This window comes from Chryseobacterium sp. SN22, from assembly GCF_008329705.1.
In the GTDB taxonomy this organism is placed as follows: Bacteria; Bacteroidota; Bacteroidia; order Flavobacteriales; family Weeksellaceae; genus Chryseobacterium.
In genome coordinates, this window is record NZ_VTSX01000017.1 from 96,506 (window position 1) to 115,736 (window position 19,231).

Annotated in this window: 12 protein-coding genes; 9 read left to right on the forward strand and 3 right to left on the reverse strand. The window is 42.1% G+C overall.

What is annotated here, in order from left to right:
• Positions 1–10: 10 nt before the first annotated feature.
• The gene (locus tag FY557_RS12980; RefSeq protein WP_149247674.1) at positions 11–2,671 is read right to left on the reverse strand and encodes a hypothetical protein; all 2,661 of its coding nucleotides are present in this window, start codon (positions 2,669–2,671) and stop codon (positions 11–13) included.
• A 31-nt stretch (positions 2,672–2,702) separates the two neighbouring features.
• On the reverse strand, positions 2,703–3,500 hold the full coding sequence (locus FY557_RS12985) for a DUF2797 domain-containing protein (RefSeq protein WP_149247675.1): 798 nt from the start codon (positions 3,498–3,500) through the stop codon (positions 2,703–2,705).
• An 89-nt stretch (positions 3,501–3,589) separates the two neighbouring features.
• Between FY557_RS12985 and FY557_RS12990 the strand changes: the two genes are divergently transcribed.
• The 9 genes from FY557_RS12990 (at position 3,590) to msrA (ending at position 17,378) form a co-directional block, all read left to right on the forward strand.
• Positions 3,590–4,612 (forward strand): GDP-mannose 4,6-dehydratase, encoded by a 1,023-nt coding sequence (locus FY557_RS12990; protein WP_149247676.1) that lies wholly within the window; start codon positions 3,590–3,592, stop codon positions 4,610–4,612.
• 138 nt (positions 4,613–4,750) lie between these two features.
• Positions 4,751–4,972: a DUF2795 domain-containing protein gene (locus tag FY557_RS12995; protein WP_027382805.1), complete on the forward strand. Its 222-nt coding sequence runs from the start codon at positions 4,751–4,753 to the stop codon at positions 4,970–4,972.
• Positions 4,973–5,098: 126 nt separating this feature from the next.
• Positions 5,099–8,173, forward strand: a complete 3,075-nt coding sequence (gene secA / locus FY557_RS13000; protein ID WP_149247677.1) for a preprotein translocase subunit SecA — start codon at positions 5,099–5,101, stop codon at positions 8,171–8,173.
• A 151-nt stretch (positions 8,174–8,324) separates the two neighbouring features.
• Entirely contained in the window at positions 8,325–10,553 is a 2,229-nt protein-coding gene (locus FY557_RS13005) for a TonB-dependent siderophore receptor (RefSeq protein WP_149247678.1), read from the forward strand.
• 38 nt (positions 10,554–10,591) lie between these two features.
• Entirely contained in the window at positions 10,592–11,800 is a 1,209-nt protein-coding gene (locus FY557_RS13010; protein WP_149247679.1) for a PepSY-associated TM helix domain-containing protein, read from the forward strand.
• Positions 11,797–13,914 (forward strand): TonB-dependent receptor, encoded by a 2,118-nt coding sequence (locus FY557_RS13015; protein ID WP_149247680.1) that lies wholly within the window; start codon positions 11,797–11,799, stop codon positions 13,912–13,914. The genes FY557_RS13010 and FY557_RS13015 overlap by 4 nt, the downstream gene beginning before the upstream one ends.
• A gap of 243 nt (positions 13,915–14,157) precedes the next feature.
• Positions 14,158–15,369: a PepSY-associated TM helix domain-containing protein gene (locus FY557_RS13020; RefSeq protein WP_149247681.1), complete on the forward strand. Its 1,212-nt coding sequence runs from the start codon at positions 14,158–14,160 to the stop codon at positions 15,367–15,369.
• Between the two features lie 84 nt (positions 15,370–15,453).
• Complete coding sequence (locus FY557_RS13025) at positions 15,454–16,422, forward strand: ROK family protein (RefSeq protein WP_149247682.1); 969 nt, start codon at positions 15,454–15,456, stop codon at positions 16,420–16,422.
• 401 nt (positions 16,423–16,823) lie between these two features.
• Positions 16,824–17,378 carry a peptide-methionine (S)-S-oxide reductase MsrA gene (msrA, locus tag FY557_RS13030; RefSeq protein WP_149247683.1) on the forward strand — a complete coding sequence of 185 codons (555 nt, stop codon included), beginning with the start codon at positions 16,824–16,826 and terminating at the stop codon, positions 17,376–17,378.
• Between the two features lie 87 nt (positions 17,379–17,465).
• On the opposite strand, the gene FY557_RS13035 is transcribed toward msrA, so the two are convergent.
• A complete protein-coding gene (locus FY557_RS13035) occupies positions 17,466–19,229 on the reverse strand; it encodes a RagB/SusD family nutrient uptake outer membrane protein (RefSeq protein ID WP_149247684.1) in 1,764 nt (587 codons plus the stop codon).
• Positions 19,230–19,231 lie beyond the last annotated feature (2 nt).

Sequence of the window (19,231 nt, forward strand, 5' to 3'; positions counted from 1 at the left end):
AAATCCGGAATTACTCAGTTCCGGATTTTTCTTTTTTCTTGAATATTCCTTTCAGGAAACCTTTCTTTTCATTCTCCTTTACCGGCTGTGAAGCATTTTCTTTTTCCTGTGCTCCGCTGCTTTTGGTTACCCTTTCTTTTAAGGACGACTTTGTCGTTGCAGCCCCCTCATCATCCTTTCCTTTTTTAGACGTATCAATATTAATCCCGATCAGTGTTTTTTTCAACCCCTGCTCGATTCCTTTCCAAAACATATTAAAAAAGGATTTGGTAGGATCCCTTTCCACATCTTCGATTTCCGCATCTTCAGGAAGTTTCCCGGAATCGGATTTCACCAGAAGGTTGGCAACAGCCGTTAAAAAGCCCTTTTTCTCACGGTTTTCCTTATCTAAAATAGCGACTTTAAGATCCTTATGCTTCAGGTTAAAACGTCCGTTCAGCCCTTTCGGGTCACCCCTGAAATTGAAAAGCATCTCCTGAATGGTACCCGTAGCCGTTACATGCAGATAAGGCCGGATAAAAGGATTAATGCCTCTTGCAGGAAGGTTGGTTGTACGTCCTGAAATTGTAAATATATCCCTCTGGTCCGCTACATCGAAATTCCAGTTGACGGAAAGTGGCGCCAGGTTCATAAAGGAACAATTGATCTTAATGTCAACCCGGGTCGGTTTGCCTTTCATTTTGGCAGAATTCAGATTTTTTACATTCATATTAAAATTACTGAACGTCAGTTTTCCCGGTCCTGCACTTTCCGGCGTATCTTCTTCGTAGACCAGCTGGGAATTTCTCAGATTAAGGTTATTAACGACCATTGGTATTTTAATGGATCTCAGCAGCCTGGAATACAGCGGTTTTTCTTTAGGATCATCTGCCGGGATTTTACTCCTGAAAATATTGGCATCCGCCGACTGAATGGTAACATTGGAAGCATTGATGGACTTCTGATCAGAAAACAGGTCCCAGGTTCCGTTGGCCGTAATCTGTGCGGCTTTAATATCGTACAAATCTCTTTCCACCGGTATCATTTTGATAAACTGTGCTCTCGAAACGAGAGGCTTCATGGCAAACCGGGAAATATTGACGGTATTCTGATCCGCCTTAAGAGCTCCGGCAGTCATGCGGTAAAACCGGGTTTTATATAAAAAATTATCGGAAGTTACCGTATAGCTCTTAATTCTTACTTCCATTCCCGGCCGGCTCTCTTTAGCATTCAATTGAATATCATTAACCGTTGCATTCAGGTGATTTAAAGTTAACGGCTGGTTGTTTTTGTCATAGGTAATATCCGAATTCCTAAGCGTTACTTTCCTGATATTGATAGGAAACTGAATTCCTTTAATATTTCCCTGCTTATCGGTTTTGCTATTTGCTCCTCCAGCTTTGATACCTCCTTTTACCCGGTCGACCAGCACTTCTTTAATATCGAGGTTCATCTTTTTATCGGCAACATCCCATTGGTTTATGGCAAACCCTATATAATCCACCGTGAGGTCCATGGATGTCTTTCCATCGGCTGAACCGTTCGGAACTACGGATATTGTTTTAAGTTCTCCCTTTTTTGGTGTTAGAGTGAAGCTTTCTACATTAAAATCCTGATGATTGGAGTACAGGATATCCCGGGCTGAAAACTGAAAGTCCTTATATCCTACCGGGATCAGTTCTTCACGGGTTTCCTTATCAAAATGAAGCTGGTTGATATTCAGGTTGGCCTTATGGACATACAGAAGCTTGCTGCCGTCAGGTTTCATCACCTGTACCGTAGCATTGTTTAACCGGATATCCTGCAGGTTCAGTTCTAAATTAAGCGGTTTCTTAGCCTTAATAGGAACGGCATTGGTGGTATATACAAAAAGATCGGGATTGTAAAAATTGGCATTGGCTAAAGAAATTTTATTTTTTGCCAGTAAAATATCCTTAAACTGTATTCTTTCAACATTGAACTGAAAAAGCTGAGTTTTTTTTGGATAATATTTTTTAAACTGCTCAAAAGTGACAAGCGGGGTCAGCTGAAACTTATTAATAGACATCTGTCCGTTGTTTGTTTCAACCCTGTCGATCTGCAACGCGTAAACATCATCCGGACGGAAGAAAAAATCCGTTCCTTTTATGCTGTACTGATCGAATACAACGGGCAGCTTGTCCTGAACGCCCTCCTCCGTCATCTGGAGATTTTCCACATACAGGCTGAGGCCTTTTACTGAAAAGAATTTCTGTTTTGTATACCTGAAAACACTGATATTTCCTTCGTTGATCCTGATGTTTTCAAACAGAAAGGGATTTCTCTTCTTTCCTGTTCTGGTATCAACTGGCCGGGCAAGAATTACATTCAGATTGGGTTTTGAAAGCAGTAAATCCGATGAGGTGATCTGTTTATTGAAGAAAGCATTATAGATCCCAAAACGGCTTACCTTCAGGGTGTCCATTGTTCCCTGGAGACCAATCACATTGATGTTCTGGGGATTTTTATTATTAACGGTAATTCCTGTTGACAGAATGTTTCCCGATAACAGATCAACCTCCAGACTTTTGTAGGAGATTTTATAATCGGTATTGTTTTTAACGTATTTGGGAAGCTGGGTCTTAAGCCAGATATTAAGCCCGAAATTCGCCAGTAAAATAATGATTAACAGAATTCCGAGGCTAATTAATAATTTTCTGACCCATTTTTTCATAATTTGTGATCTGGTTTAATTTGAGATCCGGTTAATTCGTTATACTCAATTCAATTACATAGCCTTCGTGCCCTCTTACATTAATAAAATGCCCCCCGTCAAATGCCAGGTATTGCCCTTTGATCCCGGTTAACTTTCCGGAAAACTCCGGTTTCTTATCCAGGGTAAAGGAAGTTACTTTCTCCGGTTTATCGTAAGGATAGTCGAAGGTCCAGAGGTTTTCACCTTCGCTGTAAAACTTCTGAAAATCTTCAGGAAAATACTCTTTTATCTTCTGCTGAAAATCGGCCAAGTCTATTTCTCCTTCAAAATCATCCTGGAGCATTTTTTTCCAGCTGGTTTTATCCGGAACATGCTGTTTCAGGGCAACTTCGATCATTCCCGCTTCATAACGGTTTTCGGTTCTGGCAATCGGCAGGGCAAAAGTGGCACCCTGGTCGATCCACCGGGTCGGGATCTGCGTATTTCTCGTAACCCCTACTTTTACTTCTCCCGTATAAGCCAGATAAACCGTATGAGGCTGTAACTGAATTTGTTTTTCTACATCCAAATCCCGTTCCGCAATTCCGAGATGGGCGGTAGAAAGTTCCGGACGGATGATGGTATCGCTGGCGTAAGGGCTCTCAAAGAAACAGTTTTTACAGAAACCCATCCGGTAGATGGTTTTATCTTCATGGCAGTGTACGCACTGATAACCGGTATGCCTTATACTAAGTTCCTTCCCGAAAAGTTCGTTCATATGGATCAGATCACCCGAAAGATTGAGATAATATTGAATCGGCTTGTCGTGGAAGCTCGTCATCTTTAAAATTTGCCCTTGAAACTGCATATTAATTTTATATTACTTTTTTAAGTAAATTTAATGATTATATTTTTCCCGAAGTAAATTTATATTTTTGTAGCACGAAAAACATACGGATGAATTATCTTGTCACCGGCGGAAGCGGTTTTATTGGTTCTCACTTAACAGAACAATTATTGAAAAAAGGACATTCTGTCATAAACGTTGACAATTTTGACGATTTCTATAATTATCGTATAAAGATTCAAAATACTTTAGAGGCTATCCTTTATTTTTCGGATTTTGAATATTCGGATAAGGAACAAGACATCAATAAATTAATTTTTCTTTCAAAGTCAGAACATTACCGTTTTTATTATCAGGATATCCGCGATAGGAACGGGCTGAAGGAAATTTTCAAAGCACATCAGATCGATGCCGTAATCCATCTGGCAGCGCTTGCCGGAGTGCGTCCTTCCATCGAAAGGCCTCTGGAATATGAAGAAGTGAACGTAAGGGGAACGATGAACCTCTGGGAACTTTGCCGGGATTTTAATATTAAGAAATTCATCTGTGCTTCTTCTTCAAGTGTTTACGGAAACAATGAAAAAGTGCCATTTGCCGAAACCGATAATGTAGACCATCCTATTTCGCCCTATGCCGCTACCAAAAGATGCGGCGAAATTTTAGGACATGTTTATCATGACCTGTATAAAATCGATATGATCCAACTGAGGTTCTTTACGGTCTACGGACCCCGCCAGAGGCCCGATCTGGCTATCCATAAATTTACCCGGCTGATTTCCGAAAGTCAGGAAATCCCTTTCTACGGGGATGGTACCACAGCCAGAGACTATACCTACATCGATGATATTGTCGACGGCATCCTGAGATCCATCCGGTATCTGGAAAACAATTCCGGGATATATGAAATTATTAATCTTGGAGAAAGTGAGGTAATTAACCTGACTGATATGCTGGCCGCCATAGAGGACGCCGTCGGAAAATCTGCCATCCGGAAAAATCTGCCAATGCAGCCCGGAGATGTCCTGAAAACCAATGCTGACATTACAAAAGCACGGACATTAATCGGCTATAAACCTGACACAAACTTCCAAAATGGCATAAAAAAATTTGTGGAATGGTTTTTGAGAAAATGACCTCTAGTACGCCACAGGAGGCCTGCAAAGACCCCTGCCGCTTACAGTGAACAAAAATTAATAAAAAGAATTGAAAATCAGGTATAAAAAAGCATATAATATAAGTGTTTTTTATACTTTTGCAAAAATTAAAAAATTATGTACTGGACATTAGAATTAGCTTCCTACTTAAGTGACGCACCTTGGCCAATGACTAAAGCAGAACTTATCGACTATGCCATCAGAACCGGTGCCCCTATGGAAGTAGTGGAAAATCTTCAGGCCATCGAAGATGAAGGAGAAATTTATGATGCGATTGATGAAATCTGGAGCGATTACCCTACGGACGAAGATTATCTTTGGAACGAAGACGAATATTAATTAAAAAGCAATAAGCTTTAGGCCATGCTTAGAGCTTTTTTTGCCCTTTTTTATATATCATTTTTACACGTTAAGTGTTATTTCAACGCTTAAAGGCTATTCTTTTAAGCATAAAGCAAAAAATTTATGAGTTTTTTAAACAAAGTTCTAAAAGGGTTTTTGGGAGACAAAAAAGCGCAGGACCTAAAAGAAGTAAAAAAAGTTGTAACAAAAATCAAAGCTGTTGAACCGGCGATTCAGCAATTGTCTGATGACGGTTTAAGAGAAAAAACTGCTGAGTTTAAAGAAAATATTAAATCTGCAACCGGCAAAATCACAGCTCAGATAGAACAGATCCAGGAACAGATTAAGAATTCGAAAAATGTGGATGAAAAAGAAGCCCTTTTCTCGAAGATCGAAGCCCTGAAAAAAGAATCATATGAAATTGAAGAAAAAGTTTTGGGCCAGATCCTTCCTGAAGTTTTTGCTTTGGTAAAAGAAACCGCAAGAAGATGGGCACAGAATGGGGAAATCCGTGTAACGGCTTCCGACTGGGACAGACAATTGGCTGCTGCCGGAAAAGATTTTGTAGAAATTCAGGGAGATCAGGCAGTCTGGAAAAACTCATGGGATGCTGCCGGAACCCCTGTAAACTGGGACATGGTACATTATGATGTTCAGTTTATCGGAGGGGTAATCCTGCACAGTGGAAAAATTGCCGAGATGGCAACCGGTGAAGGGAAAACCCTGGTAGGTACGCTTCCTATTTTCTTAAATGCCCTTCCGGGAAGAGGGGTTCACGTAGTAACGGTAAATGATTACCTTGCGAAGAGGGACTCCGCATGGATGGGACCCTTGTACCAGTTTCACGGAATGTCGATCGACTGTATTGATAACCACCAGCCGAATTCAGACGGCAGAAGAAGAGCGTACAATTCAGACATCACTTACGGAACAAATAATGAATTCGGTTTCGATTATCTGAGAGACAACATGGTAACTTCCCCATCCGAGCTGGTGCAGAGAGAGCTGAACTTTGCCATCGTCGATGAGGTGGATTCCGTATTGGTAGACGACGCAAGAACGCCGTTGATCATTTCAGGACCGGTTCCTCAGGGAGACCGTCAGGAATTCGACATTTTGAAGCCTTCGATCGACAGAATCGTTGAGGTTCAGAAAAAAACCGTTTCCGCTATATTCAATGAAGCGAAAAAATTAATCGCTGCAGGAAAAAATAAAGAGGGAGGATTCAAATTGCTTCAGGCATACCGAGGCCTTCCTAAAAACAGACAATTGATTAAATTTTTATCGGAAAGCGGAAACCGTGCCTTGCTTCAGAAAGTAGAAGCGCAGTATATGCAGGACAACAACCGTGATATGCCGATTGTAGATAAAGATCTTTATTTCGTAATCGAAGAAAAGAATAACCAGGTAGACCTTACCGATAAAGGGGTTGAGTACATGTCCCAAGGAAACTCCGATCCGAATTTCTTCGTACTTCCGGATATCGGAACTGAAATCGCCGAACTGGAAGCTAAAAATTTATCCAAAGAGGAAGAATTTGAAGCAAAAGAAAGACTGTTCTCCGATTTCGGTGAAAAATCAGAGCGGGTTCACACCATGAGCCAGTTGCTGAAAGCGTATACTTTGTTTGAAAAAGATGATGAATACGTGGTTATCGACGGTGAAGTAAAGATCGTTGATGAGCAGACCGGACGTATTATGGAAGGAAGGCGTTACTCAGACGGTCTTCACCAGGCGATCGAAGCCAAGGAAAACGTGAAGATTGAAGCTGCTACCCAGACGTTTGCTACCGTTACCCTTCAGAACTATTTCCGTATGTACAACAAGCTTGCGGGGATGACGGGTACTGCAGAAACGGAAGCGGGTGAGCTTTGGGAAATTTACAAATTGGATGTAGTGGTAATTCCTACCAACCGTCCGATTTTAAGAAATGACAAACAGGACTTGGTTTTTAAGACCAACCGCGAAAAATACAACGCCGTTATCGAAGAAATCGAAAAACTAACGGCAGCAAGAAGGCCGGTGCTTGTAGGAACAACTTCGGTTGAAATCTCGCAGTTGCTTTCAAAAGCTTTACAGCTTAGAAAAATCCCACACCAGGTTCTTAACGCAAAACTTCATAAAAAGGAAGCGGAGATCGTTGCCGGTGCAGGACAGCCGGGCGTGGTAACCATTGCAACCAACATGGCAGGCCGTGGTACCGACATCAAGCTTTCCAAAGAAGTAAAAGAAGCCGGAGGTCTGGCCATTATCGGTACGGAAAGACATGATTCCAGACGGGTAGACCGACAGCTGAGAGGTAGAGCGGGACGTCAGGGAGACCCGGGAAGTTCCCAGTTCTATGTATCTCTGGAAGACAACCTGATGCGTTTATTCGGTTCTGAAAGGATTGCCAAAATGATGGACAGAATGGGTCATAAGGAAGGTGAAGTGATTCAGCATTCCATGATCAGCAAGTCTATTGAAAGGGCACAGAAAAAAGTAGAGGAAAACAACTTCGGGACAAGAAAAAGGCTTCTTGAATACGATGACGTGATGAACAAGCAGCGTGACGTAATCTACAAAAGAAGAAAGAATGCTTTATTCGGAGATCACCTGAAGTACGATATCACAAACATGATTTTCGATGTGGCCAATTCCATCGCAGCAAAAGGAAAAGCCAATGGAAATTATAAGGATTTTGAATTTGAAGTGATCAAGCATTTCACCATGGGCTCCCCTGTTTCGGAAAGCGATTTCGGAAACAAAACGGTCCAGGATCTTACCAATATTCTTTTCAAAGCTGCTCAGGAAGATTACCAGATGAAACTGAACCTGCTGAAGGAGAAATCATTCCCGATTATTGAGAATGTATACCAGAACCAGGGATCGATGTTCAGAATGATCCAGGTTCCTTTTACAGACGGGCATAAAACGATGACCATCGTTACCGATCTTAAGGAAGCTTACGAAACGCAGTGCGACAGCCTGATCAATGATTTCGAAAAGAATATCACTTTATCCATCATCGACGAAAACTGGAAGCTACACCTTCGTGAAATGGACGATTTGAGAAGATCTTCACAGGGCGCCGTATACGAACAGAAAGATCCGTTGGTGATCTATAAGCAGGAATCTTTCCATTTATTCACCGAAATGATCGATAAATTAAACAAAGAAATTATTTCATTTTTGTACAAAGGAGAAATTCCGGCATAAGAAATAATAATTTTTACCATACCAAAAACCGCTTCAGGATAACCTGGAGCGGTTTTTTACTATTCATAAGATATTAATCTATGATAAATATCAAGTTATTAATTTATTTAGAATAATTAAAAACAATATATTTGCAAAAAATTTGAGTTTCATGAAAAATGTACTGATCTGCGCCTCGCTATTAAGTTCTATGCTAACCTTTGCCCAGGAAAGAGATACGATTAAGTCGAATGATATCGAAGAAGTTGTTGTAAACGGTAAGTATTATAAGAAATATGTGGAGAAAGAGGGATCTTCTTCTATCCGTCTGGATGAGGAACTGATCAAAATCCCTCAGAATATTTCAATCATTACCAACCGGGCTTTGGAAGATCAGCAGGTCACTACCATGAGCGACGGGGTCTTAAGAAACGTTGCCGGAGCTCAAAGGCTGGAGCACTGGGGCGATATGTATACCAGAGTAAACATGAGAGGTTCCAGAGCTGCAGCCTTCATGAATGGGGTAAACGTAACTTCAAACTGGGGTCCGTTATCTGAGGATATGTCTTTTGTAGACCATATCGAATTTATTAAAGGTCCATCAGGATTCTTAATGTCCAACGGTGAGCCGAGCGGAATTTATAATATCGTAACTAAAAAGCCTACTGGGCAATCCTTAAACGGTTCTGCAAGAATAACAATGGGAAGCTTCAATATGTACAGAGGTGAGGCAGATATTGATACAAAAGTTACCGACAAAGTAGCGTTCAGATTAAATCTAATGGCTCAGAACAGAAACAGTTTCAGGGATTACGAATTTAACGACCGTTACATCATCAATCCTTCCTTAAAAGTAAATTTATCTGACAAAACTACCTTAACAGCAGAATACATCTATCAGAAAGCGAAAATGTCCGAAGTAGGCTCCGCTTATGTTTATAGCTTTGAAGGATATGGAACAAAACCCGTTAATTATACAATTACAGATCCAAGCTTGGATCCTACGAAAGTTGACAATAATACCGTTAACATTAATCTCCAACATAAATTCAACGAAAACTGGAAGCTAACTTCTCAATTAACCTATGTAAATGAATATACTATGGGAAGTGATATCTGGCCAGATCGGTTTGAAAACAGTTATATGATTCGAAAATTGAATTACTGGGAAGCAGATAATACAATGAAATTCGGACAGGTTTTCTTAAACGGATATGCAAAAACTGGGATTGTATCGCATAAAATTCTGGCAGGCCTGGACCTTGGAAGCAAAAAATATATGGCTGACTGGAGCCAGGGTTACAATCTGGATAAATTTAATGCAAATGGTGATTACAGAGCTGCAACAGCTACAGATCCAGGAAACACAGTTGCCGATTATAGTTATTGGTATAATGTAAACACAAATAATTACGATATCAATGGGCAGGGTACTTATTTCGGACCTAATAATCCAACAGGTTATCGTGCTTTTGACAAAACAAGACCTCTTTCTGAAAGAGCCGGTGCGGGAGGAACTATTAATCAAAATTATACAGGATTATATCTACAGGATGAATTAGGTTTCTTTGATGATAAGTTAAGAGTAACTTTAGCTGCCAGATATACAACCGTGAGCCAGAATGACTATGGTACAAATAAAAAAGCAAACAGAATTACCCCACGTGTAGGATTAAGCTATTCAGTAGATGGAAATACTTCAGTATATGCATTATATGATCAGGCTTTTGTACCGCAGGCAGGCTTTCTGAGAAGTGGAGGAAGTGCAAACCCAATTACCGGAGATAATATGGAAATAGGGGTAAAAAGAGATTGGTTCGGTGGAAAATGGAATACAACCCTTTCTCTTTACAACATTAATAAAAATAACGAACTTATTAATGATCCAAACAATCTTCCAGGAGAGAGGTTTTCTATTGTGTTGGGTAAATCAAGAGTTCAGGGAGTTGAATTTGATCTAAAAGGAGAAATTGTCAGAGGGTTTAATGCTATATTCAATTATGCCTTTACAGAAAATAAAATAACTGAGTCTAACGATCCGGCCGCTAACCCCGTAGGGATGAGAATTCCAGGATATGCAAAGCATACTGCTAACGGATGGTTAAACTATACGTTCACAGACGGAGCACTAGAAGGATTTGGGCTTTCTTTCGGAGGGACATTCTTAGGCGACAGAAGTACCTGGAACTGGGGTGGTGAAGGAACACAGAACCTAAACGATTATACAAAATTTGATGCCGGTTTATCCTGGGAAAATACAAAGTTCAGAGTAGGATTAAATGTATTCAATGTATTTAATAGATACCTATACTCAGGATCCTATTACGCTTACGGAGGATATTACTACTACCAGGCAGAAGCACCAAGGAATTTCAGGCTTTCAATAGGATATAAATTTTAAATAACTAAAGTTAACCCTCAGAGGTTAACTTTTTTCTCATGAGAAAGAAGCATTATCATAAAAAGAAACCTTCTTTTGCCGGAAAATGGTCTGCCAAACTGCATCTGTGGTTTGGCTTGTCCGTTGGGCTGATCGTTTTCATTGTTTCATTATCGGGAACGATGTATGTTTTCAAGGATGAAATCCAGCATCAGTTGCGGAAAGAAGTCATGTTCGTACCTACTGAAACAGCTACGCAGAAGCCGCTCCCCATTGAAGTCCTGAAGGAAAAGGTAGCCCTGGAGGTAAATGAGAAATATCCCATAAGCTCCGTGGAGATTCCTATAGCCAAAAACAGGGCTTACGAATTCCTGTATTATGAGAAGGATAAAAAAGCATGGAATTATTTTGATGAAGTAAAGATCAACAAACTGGTTTATGTAAATCCGTACACCGGTGAAATATTAGGGATTTACAATGAGAAATATGACCTCTTCCCTATCCTGAAATCGATTCACTGGAGCCTGCTTTTAAAAACCGACTGGGGAAAATATGTGGTGGGAATTCCGGTAGTGCTTTTTATCATCATGCTGATCACAGGAATTGTGTTATGGTGGCCCAAAAACAAAAAAGCCCGGAAAGGAAGATTTTGGTTCGACTGGAAAAATGTGAAAACCTGGAAACGTAAAAACTATGATCTTCATAATATCCTCGGGTTTTACGCATCCTTTATCGCCCTGCTGATGAGCATATCCGGAATTTACTTTACTTATCCATGGGTGAAGAATACCTTTAACCTGGCATTATCCGGCTCAGCAGAACTGCCGAAAGAAAAGGAAGTGAAATCGCCAGATTCCTTACTTGCGAGAAACAACGCGGTTTTTGATCTTACGGCTCAGGAAACAAGACTGCTTTATGCTGCCTCATCAAGTTTCAGAATCCCACTGAATGGAAAAAATAAAAAAGGAAAAGTCTTAAACAATATTCCGGTAACGGTTTACGGGGAAGACGGAAGATTTGCCGTACGAAACCAGCTGGCTTTTGATAAATATTCCGGAAAACTATTGATAAATAAACCCCATCAGGAACTAAACACGGCAGAAAAATATGCCCACGCCAACTACGACATCCATACCGGATCTTATTTCGGGATCATCGGTAAGATCATCTGGTTTATTGCAGGGCTGATCTGCACCTCACTGCCGGTCACCGGATTTTTGGTATGGCTGGGGAAAAGGAAGAAAAAAGGAATCAAAAAGACATTATGAAGAAAATCATTTTATCGGCAGCTGCCTTAGCTGCCATTACCGTTACCGCACAACACAAGGATTCTTTACAGATGAAAGATGTGGACGAGGTGGTGCTGACAGCTTCGCGAAAAAAAGAAAGCATCAAAGAAGTACCGGGCTCGGTGACGATCGTCAGCCAGAAGCAGATCCAGTCACAGCTTACCGTCAATTCAGACATCAGCAATATTTTACAATATACCGTTCCCAGTCTGGCACCCAGTTCAGGAACAACCACCAACAGCGGGCAGACCCTCAGAGGGAGGCAGGTACTTGTCCTGATCGACGGGATTCCGCAATCAACTCCTTTACGGAACGGCGCCAGAGACATCCGGTCGATCGATCCATCCGTCATTGAAAGAATCGAAGTGATCAAAGGAGCAACTTCCATTTACGGAAACGGATCAGACGGAGGAATTATCAATTATATCACCAGGAGAGCCAATAGCGACCGCAGGATTTCCGGGCAATCGCAGGTCGGGATTACCGGCCAGTTGTACGGAGGAACGCTGGGTTTCCGTGCCAGCCAGTTTTTAACGGGAAAAATTACTTCAAAATTTGATTATGCCGCATCCCTGGCCTATGAAAGAACCGGATATATAAAGGATGCCGACGGCGTCAGCCTCAGCCCGACATACAGCACGGCCAAAATGGACAATTACAACGGAATGCTGAAGCTGGGGTATAACCTGAATGACAACCAAAGAATAGAAGCTTCCTACATCGGATATGCTTCAAAATCCGAACTCGATCTTGGCCTAAAAACCGGGAAATACGGCATTACGCCTACTATTGGAGAAGGATCTTCCAAAAATCAGGAGCTTACGCCACAGGGAACACCCAGAAACCACAATTTCAAAATCAGCTATGATAACCGGAACCTGTGGCAAGGGACCTCATTGAATGTCAACCTTTACCTGCAGGATTTCAGGACAGTGTACGGATATAGCGATACCTTTCTGAACGGCGGCCAGTCCAACGTTATTTCAAAGAAAAAAGGGGCCCGCTTTAATTTTGATACCCAGCTTTGGAATACCCAAAATTCCCAGGGAGAGGTTTTGTACGGTGCCGATATTTTAAATGACAAAACCGTACAGAAGCTGGAAGACGGACGGTACTGGACGCCGGATATGGATATGACCAACATTGCTCCTTTTATGCTTGTGAAGATTGATCTATTTAAAAAGCTGATCCTGAAAGGAGGCCTGCGCTATGAAAACATCAGAGTGAAGGTCGGCGATTTCAATACCCTTTCCACAATCAAAAACGACGGTACATTTACCAACAGTATTTTTGTAAAGGGCGGTGATCTTGAGTATAATGCCCTGGTAGGAAATATCGGATTCCGGTATAATTTCAATGCTCAGATTAATCTTTTCGGAAGCTTTTCACAGTCTTATTCCATCAATGAGCTGGGAAGAATCCTGAGGACTTCAACCGCTGATACCATCAGTAAACTGGAGACCAAGCCTATTATCGTGAACAATTATGAATTGGGCGCCACCGGGCAGATTACCAAATGGCTGAATTACGAAATCACATCTTACGTAAGCACTTCCAAGCTGGGGGCGACCTTCATCCAGAGTCCGGACCGTTCACTGACGATCCAAAGGGCTCCGGAAGTAGTGTACGGCGTTGAGGGATTCCTGCACTTCAGTCCGGTACAGTGGATTAATTTCGGAGGAAGCTACAGCTGGCTGGAAGGAATCACTTCTCCGAAAGACGACGGCGATTATTCAACCAAAATAAACAACAGCCGGATTTCGGCGCCAAAAGTCCTGGCTTATGTACAGGTACGTCCCATCCATGGCCTATCGGTCGGACTGGATATGCTTCACGCATTCGGACAGGACCGGTTCCAGCCGAACGCCAAAACGGGATTGTACACTTATGGCGAAGGCAGGGTTCCGGAATACACAGTTTTCAACTTTAAGTCAAGTTATGACATTAATAAAAGCTGGAAGGTTTCTGCAGGAATTGAAAACCTGTTCAATAAATCTTACCAACCGGCCATTGCGTGGTGGACAGCACGGGACAGCGATTTCGTGAATGCATTGGGAATGAGGGGAACCCTCTTGGTAGAATATAAATTTTAGAGACTGCCTTAACGGTTTTTAAAATAGCGCAGAGGCGCAGGGAATTTAACGCTGAAACTGATTTTATCCATATTCCATCAGAACTTTATCAGAAATAAATTCCCTGTGCTTTTGCATTTTACTACTAGAATTTTACTGTTTTTCTTTTGGTTTTAAAAGAAAAGCAGCACCAGTGAAATTTCGTTAATTATAAATATTCTAAATAAAAATTAAAATATTATCTTTGCCCGACTTAAGGAAGATATGAGAAAAAAGCATCATCATAAGAAGAAGCCGAGTGCATTTAAGAAATGGACCGGGAAACTGCACCTGTGGCTTGGTCTTGGGGTCGGATTTTTAATTTTCATTATCTCGATTACGGGAGCATTATATGTTTTTAAGGATGAAATTGAAAATGCCACCCGGAAAGAGGTGATCTACCACAACGAGCAGAATATAGACCGGAAACAGGTCCTTCCGATCCGGATGCTGGAAAAAGCAGTGGTGAAACAGGTGAAGGAAAAATACCCCGTTCATTGGGTAAATATCCCGATCGACAAGAAAATGTCTTACCTGTTCTACTGGTACGAACACAACCCGGAAGGCTGGAATTATTTCGACGAATTCCCTATTTATAAAGTCGCTTACGTCAATCCGTATACCGGAGAGGTTCTGAGGACTTATAATGAGAAAAACGGGTTCTTCCAGATCGTCAAGATGATCCACTGGAGCTATCTGCTGAAACAATCGTGGGGAACCTACCTGGTAGGAATTCCGGTTATCATTTTTGTCATCATGCTGATTTCAGGGATTGTTCTCTGGTGGCCAAAGAACAAAGCGGCCCGAAAACAGCGGCTTTCTTTCAAATGGCAAAATGTAAAAAGCTGGAAAAGAAAGAACTACGATTTACATAACGTCTTAGGTTTTTATGCTTCTATCTTTGCCTTAATATTTTCCATTACCGGATTATTCTATGCTTTTCTCTTTGTGCAGGGCGCCATTTACTTTGTGTTTTCAGGCGGGAAAACGGCCTATCCTGACTTCTCTTCGATCAAAACGAAAGCACCGATCGAATTAAGAACAGAAGGAACCCTGGATAAGATCAGCAATACCGTTAAGGCAAAATATCCGGATTCTTATGGATTCTCTATCGATTTGGGCCACGAACATATGGACGACCATGAACATCCGCATTTTGAAGTATATGTCAAGCACCTATCCTATTCCTACCATAAAAGCAGCAGCCTGATCTTTGACGAAAACTCCGGCGAACTGCTTCACACCCACGATATGAAAGACAAAAATTTCGGTGAAAAGACGGTCGGTGCCAACTACGACATCCACGTCGGATCCATTCTGGGACTTCCCACAAAGATTATTGCTTTCATCGTAAGCCTTATATGTGCCTCATTACCAGTCACCGGCTTTATGATCTGGTGGGGAAGAAGGAAAAAGAAATCTGTAAAAACGGCCTGAAATTTTTTTTCAATAATTATTTAGTTAATAATCCATTAATACAATCTTTTTTATAATTTTAACCTTTTAGAATTTTAGAACAGAATGTCATTAGTAGATTTGTCAAAACACGTTGCGCTCGGAATTGATATCGGCGGGACAAACACCAAATTTGGAGTCGTAAACCACCGGGGGGAAGTCCTGGAAAAAGGAAACATCCGGACCGATGCCTATCCTACCGTAGAAGGTTATATTGACGCCCTATACGAAGCGGTGGCTCCGCTGATCGATAACCATGGAAATGAAAAGAATTTCGACGGGATCGGAGTAGGTGCTCCAAATGCCAACTACTACACGGGAACCATCGAGCAGGCGCCTAACCTTCCCTGGAAAGGTATCATCCCTTTTGCAGAGCTTATCAAAGCAAGGTTCGGTCTTCCGTGCACCATTACCAATGATGCCAATGCGGCGGCTATCGGAGAGATGCTTTTCGGGGCAGCGCGCGGAATGAAAGATTTTATCATGATTACCCTGGGCACTGGTGTAGGAAGCGGAATCGTAGCCGGCGGAAAGCTTGTCTACGGACATGACGGTTTTGCCGGAGAATTGGGACATACCATCGTGAAACCCGGTGGAAGAAAACACTGGAGCACCGGCTCCGAAGGCTGTCTGGAAGCTTATGCCTCCGCAACAGGGATTGCCATCACCGCCAAGAAAATGAGAGCCGAATTCCCGGAATCCATCCTGAATCAATATCCTGAAGAATCCATCAATTCCAAAACCGTTCACGAATGCGCTCTCAAAGGCGATCCGATCTCCATGGAAGTGTTCCGGTATACCGGACAGAAACTGGGGGAAGCCCTGGCTAATTTTGTGATGTTCTCTTCACCGGAAGCCATCCTGCTGTTCGGCGGCGTGATCAAGGCAGGCGATTTTATCCTGAAGCCTACCAAACTCCACATGGAAAGAAACCTGTTGCCTATTTTCAGAAATAAAGTAAAATTGGTTTTCAGTGAACTGGACGAAGCGGATGCTGCCATTTTAGGAGCAAGTGCGCTGGTTTGGGAAAAATAATTGAAATCTATTTACATAATACAAGCATCCTCTTTTAGGGTGCTTTTTTGTTTGCAGAATTTTTTAAACACCAGATGAATTTTTCATCCTGCTGATTTCAGGCAGAAAAGGCATACAGATCTGCTGCGCAAAGCAAACGCCAGCTTTATCAATCAGCTTGCTGATTCATCCTTGGCTTCCTTGAAACGGTACTTTATGAAAAAAAATCCTGTACATTAAAAAATAGTATGCAAATTTTTATTGTCTAAAGACTTATTAATTTGTCTGATCTATCATTACCATTTGGGTTTGGATCGGAGGATGGCGCGGAAATTGAAAAACTTTTCCTTATTTTTGATAGGTTTTTTCTCCATCCTATCCCTTGAAGAGACAAATATTTTAACGACAATAATCAAACAACAATGGACAACAATAATTTAGAACAGATCACGTTCGGAGGCGGATGTTTCTGGTGTGTGGAAAGCTGCTTCAATATGCTGAAAGGCGTACAATCGGCCGTTTCAGGATATTCCGGAGGGCATAAAGACAATCCCACCTACGAAGAAGTATGTACGGGAACAACAGGCCATGCAGAAGTGGTACAGATCACTTATGATCCTGCCGTTATTTCCTACGGGCAGCTGATGGATGTTTTCTTTTTCCTTCACGATCCTACCCAGCTCAACAGACAGGGGAATGATATCGGCACCCAATACCGCTCCGTGATCTATTATAAAGACGAGGCGGAAAAGGCAAAAGCGGAAGAAGCGATTGAAAAATCAAAACAGTCCGGAAAATGGGCAGGAACCTATGTGACCGAACTTACCCAATTCGATAAGTTCTGGCCGGCAGAACAGTACCACCAGGGCTATTATAATGAAAATCCTACACAGCCGTACTGCAGCGCGGTCGTCGGGCCGAAAATCCAGAAATTCAAAAAGCATTATGAAGAACTGGGTATGCTGAATGCAGAGTAATCCTGCATCAATTTAAAAATAAAAGCGAAGAGAATGATCCCTTCGCTTTTTGTTTACAAAAATAATCGTTATAAAGAAATAACCGTCTTAGTATCCGGGATTCTGGGTAAAATCCTTTGAGGCATCAATGGTGGCCTGAGGGATTGGAAAAATTCTCCGGTAGGGCTGGGAAACCGGTTTTGCCGTTCCTGCAAGATCAAACTTCTCAAACCTGATCATGGCTTTCCTTCTGTATAATTCCCAATACAGCTCATAACCCGATTCCTTAAATAAAGTATTGGCATCCAGAGAAGCAAGGGCAACTCCCGCAGCATTGCCTTTTAAAGCGTCATTCGTCCGGCTAGTTCTGAGCATATTAACATCATTTAAGGCAGCAGTTACATTTCCGCTCCTGAAATAGGCTTCCGCTCTCATCATATAGATGGTTCCCAACCGGTATAGAGGAACATCGACACCGCTTGTCCCGTTGTTTCCATAGCCGGGATCAAATTCAAATTTGAAGTTTCTTACCCCTCTGTTGATTTGTGCCTGGGTAAAAACCGCTTCCGAAGGATTATCAAAATTAAGATCGGGCGTAAAATCTGCGGCCAGGGTGGTATTTTTTTCCGTAAAGAGTTTATAAACTTTAATTCTGCCGTCTGCCGTCATATCAAAATTTCCGTTGACAATCTTAGGGCCGTACTGCTGCCCTACCTGCAGGCCTCTGTTGAAATGGAACCACGGTTTTCCTGTTCCTTCCACTTTGCTGGTAGACGGTACGCTTACATCGGTGCCGTCATTCCTGAACCATGTTCCGTCCGAATACTGATAGCTTCGCTGGAAACGGGGATCGTTATGGTTTCCGTCCCACGAATAATAAAATTCCGGGGTTACGCATGAGGCGTTTGTTCCTCTGTTATCCGGCGACGGTTTCTGGATCCTTTCCATGGACATATAGGCCAGGTCATTATCGGAACCTTTATCCGAATTGGCGATTTTCTTCTGAACCACTGTAAAGATCATTTCCTTACTCGTATCGTTATCGATGTCGAAATTGTGGAAATAATTGGATTCTAGACTGAAAAGGGAATTGTTGATCAGCAAACCGGAATACTGGATCACTTTATCCATATCGGTTCCGCCTCCATTAATGGCCTGCTCTGTAAAGTTAAATTTACTGCCTGTTTTATTTTTCAGAACGGCCCTGTTCAGATACATATCCGCCAGCAGTGCGTACGCTGCCTGTCTGGTAAATCTTCCGGCGTGGGTATTCTGGGTTTTAATATCGGCCAGGTTAGGGATCAGCCCTTCTACTTCCGTAATTAAAGCATCGATGGTGGTTTCCGCTTTCCGGATCTGGATCGGGGCATTAATATTTTCAGGATCCCTGTACGGCGCCTGCCCGAACAGGTCGATGGTCGTATAGGTATAAAATGCCAGCAAACCTTTTGCTTCAGCCAGAAATAGCGCCTTGTTTGCCCCTGTGCTTTTAGTGGCGCTGGCTATTGCCGTTAACGATTTGGTGATCCCGAAATTCAGCTGGTTCCAGGTATTTTTTACCACATCATTGTTGGCATCCCAGGTAAATTCATGCATGGCCCTCCATTTTCCGCCGTCGCCCCAGTCGCTTCCTCTGGTTGGCAGAATGGCTTCATCGGTAGAATATTCCTGCAGGGCGAAAACGCCGCCATGGTCTACAAAAGTTCCTTCGCCAAGCTGGCTGTAAGCAGCAGCCAGGGCTGCTTCAGGATCGGCCACTTCAGCGCCCAGTACCTCATCGATTACTTTCTCATCCAGATTGGTACATCCTACCAAAGCGAATGCAGCCACAGATAAAACAAGGATATTAATATTTAAAAATTTAGATTTCATAA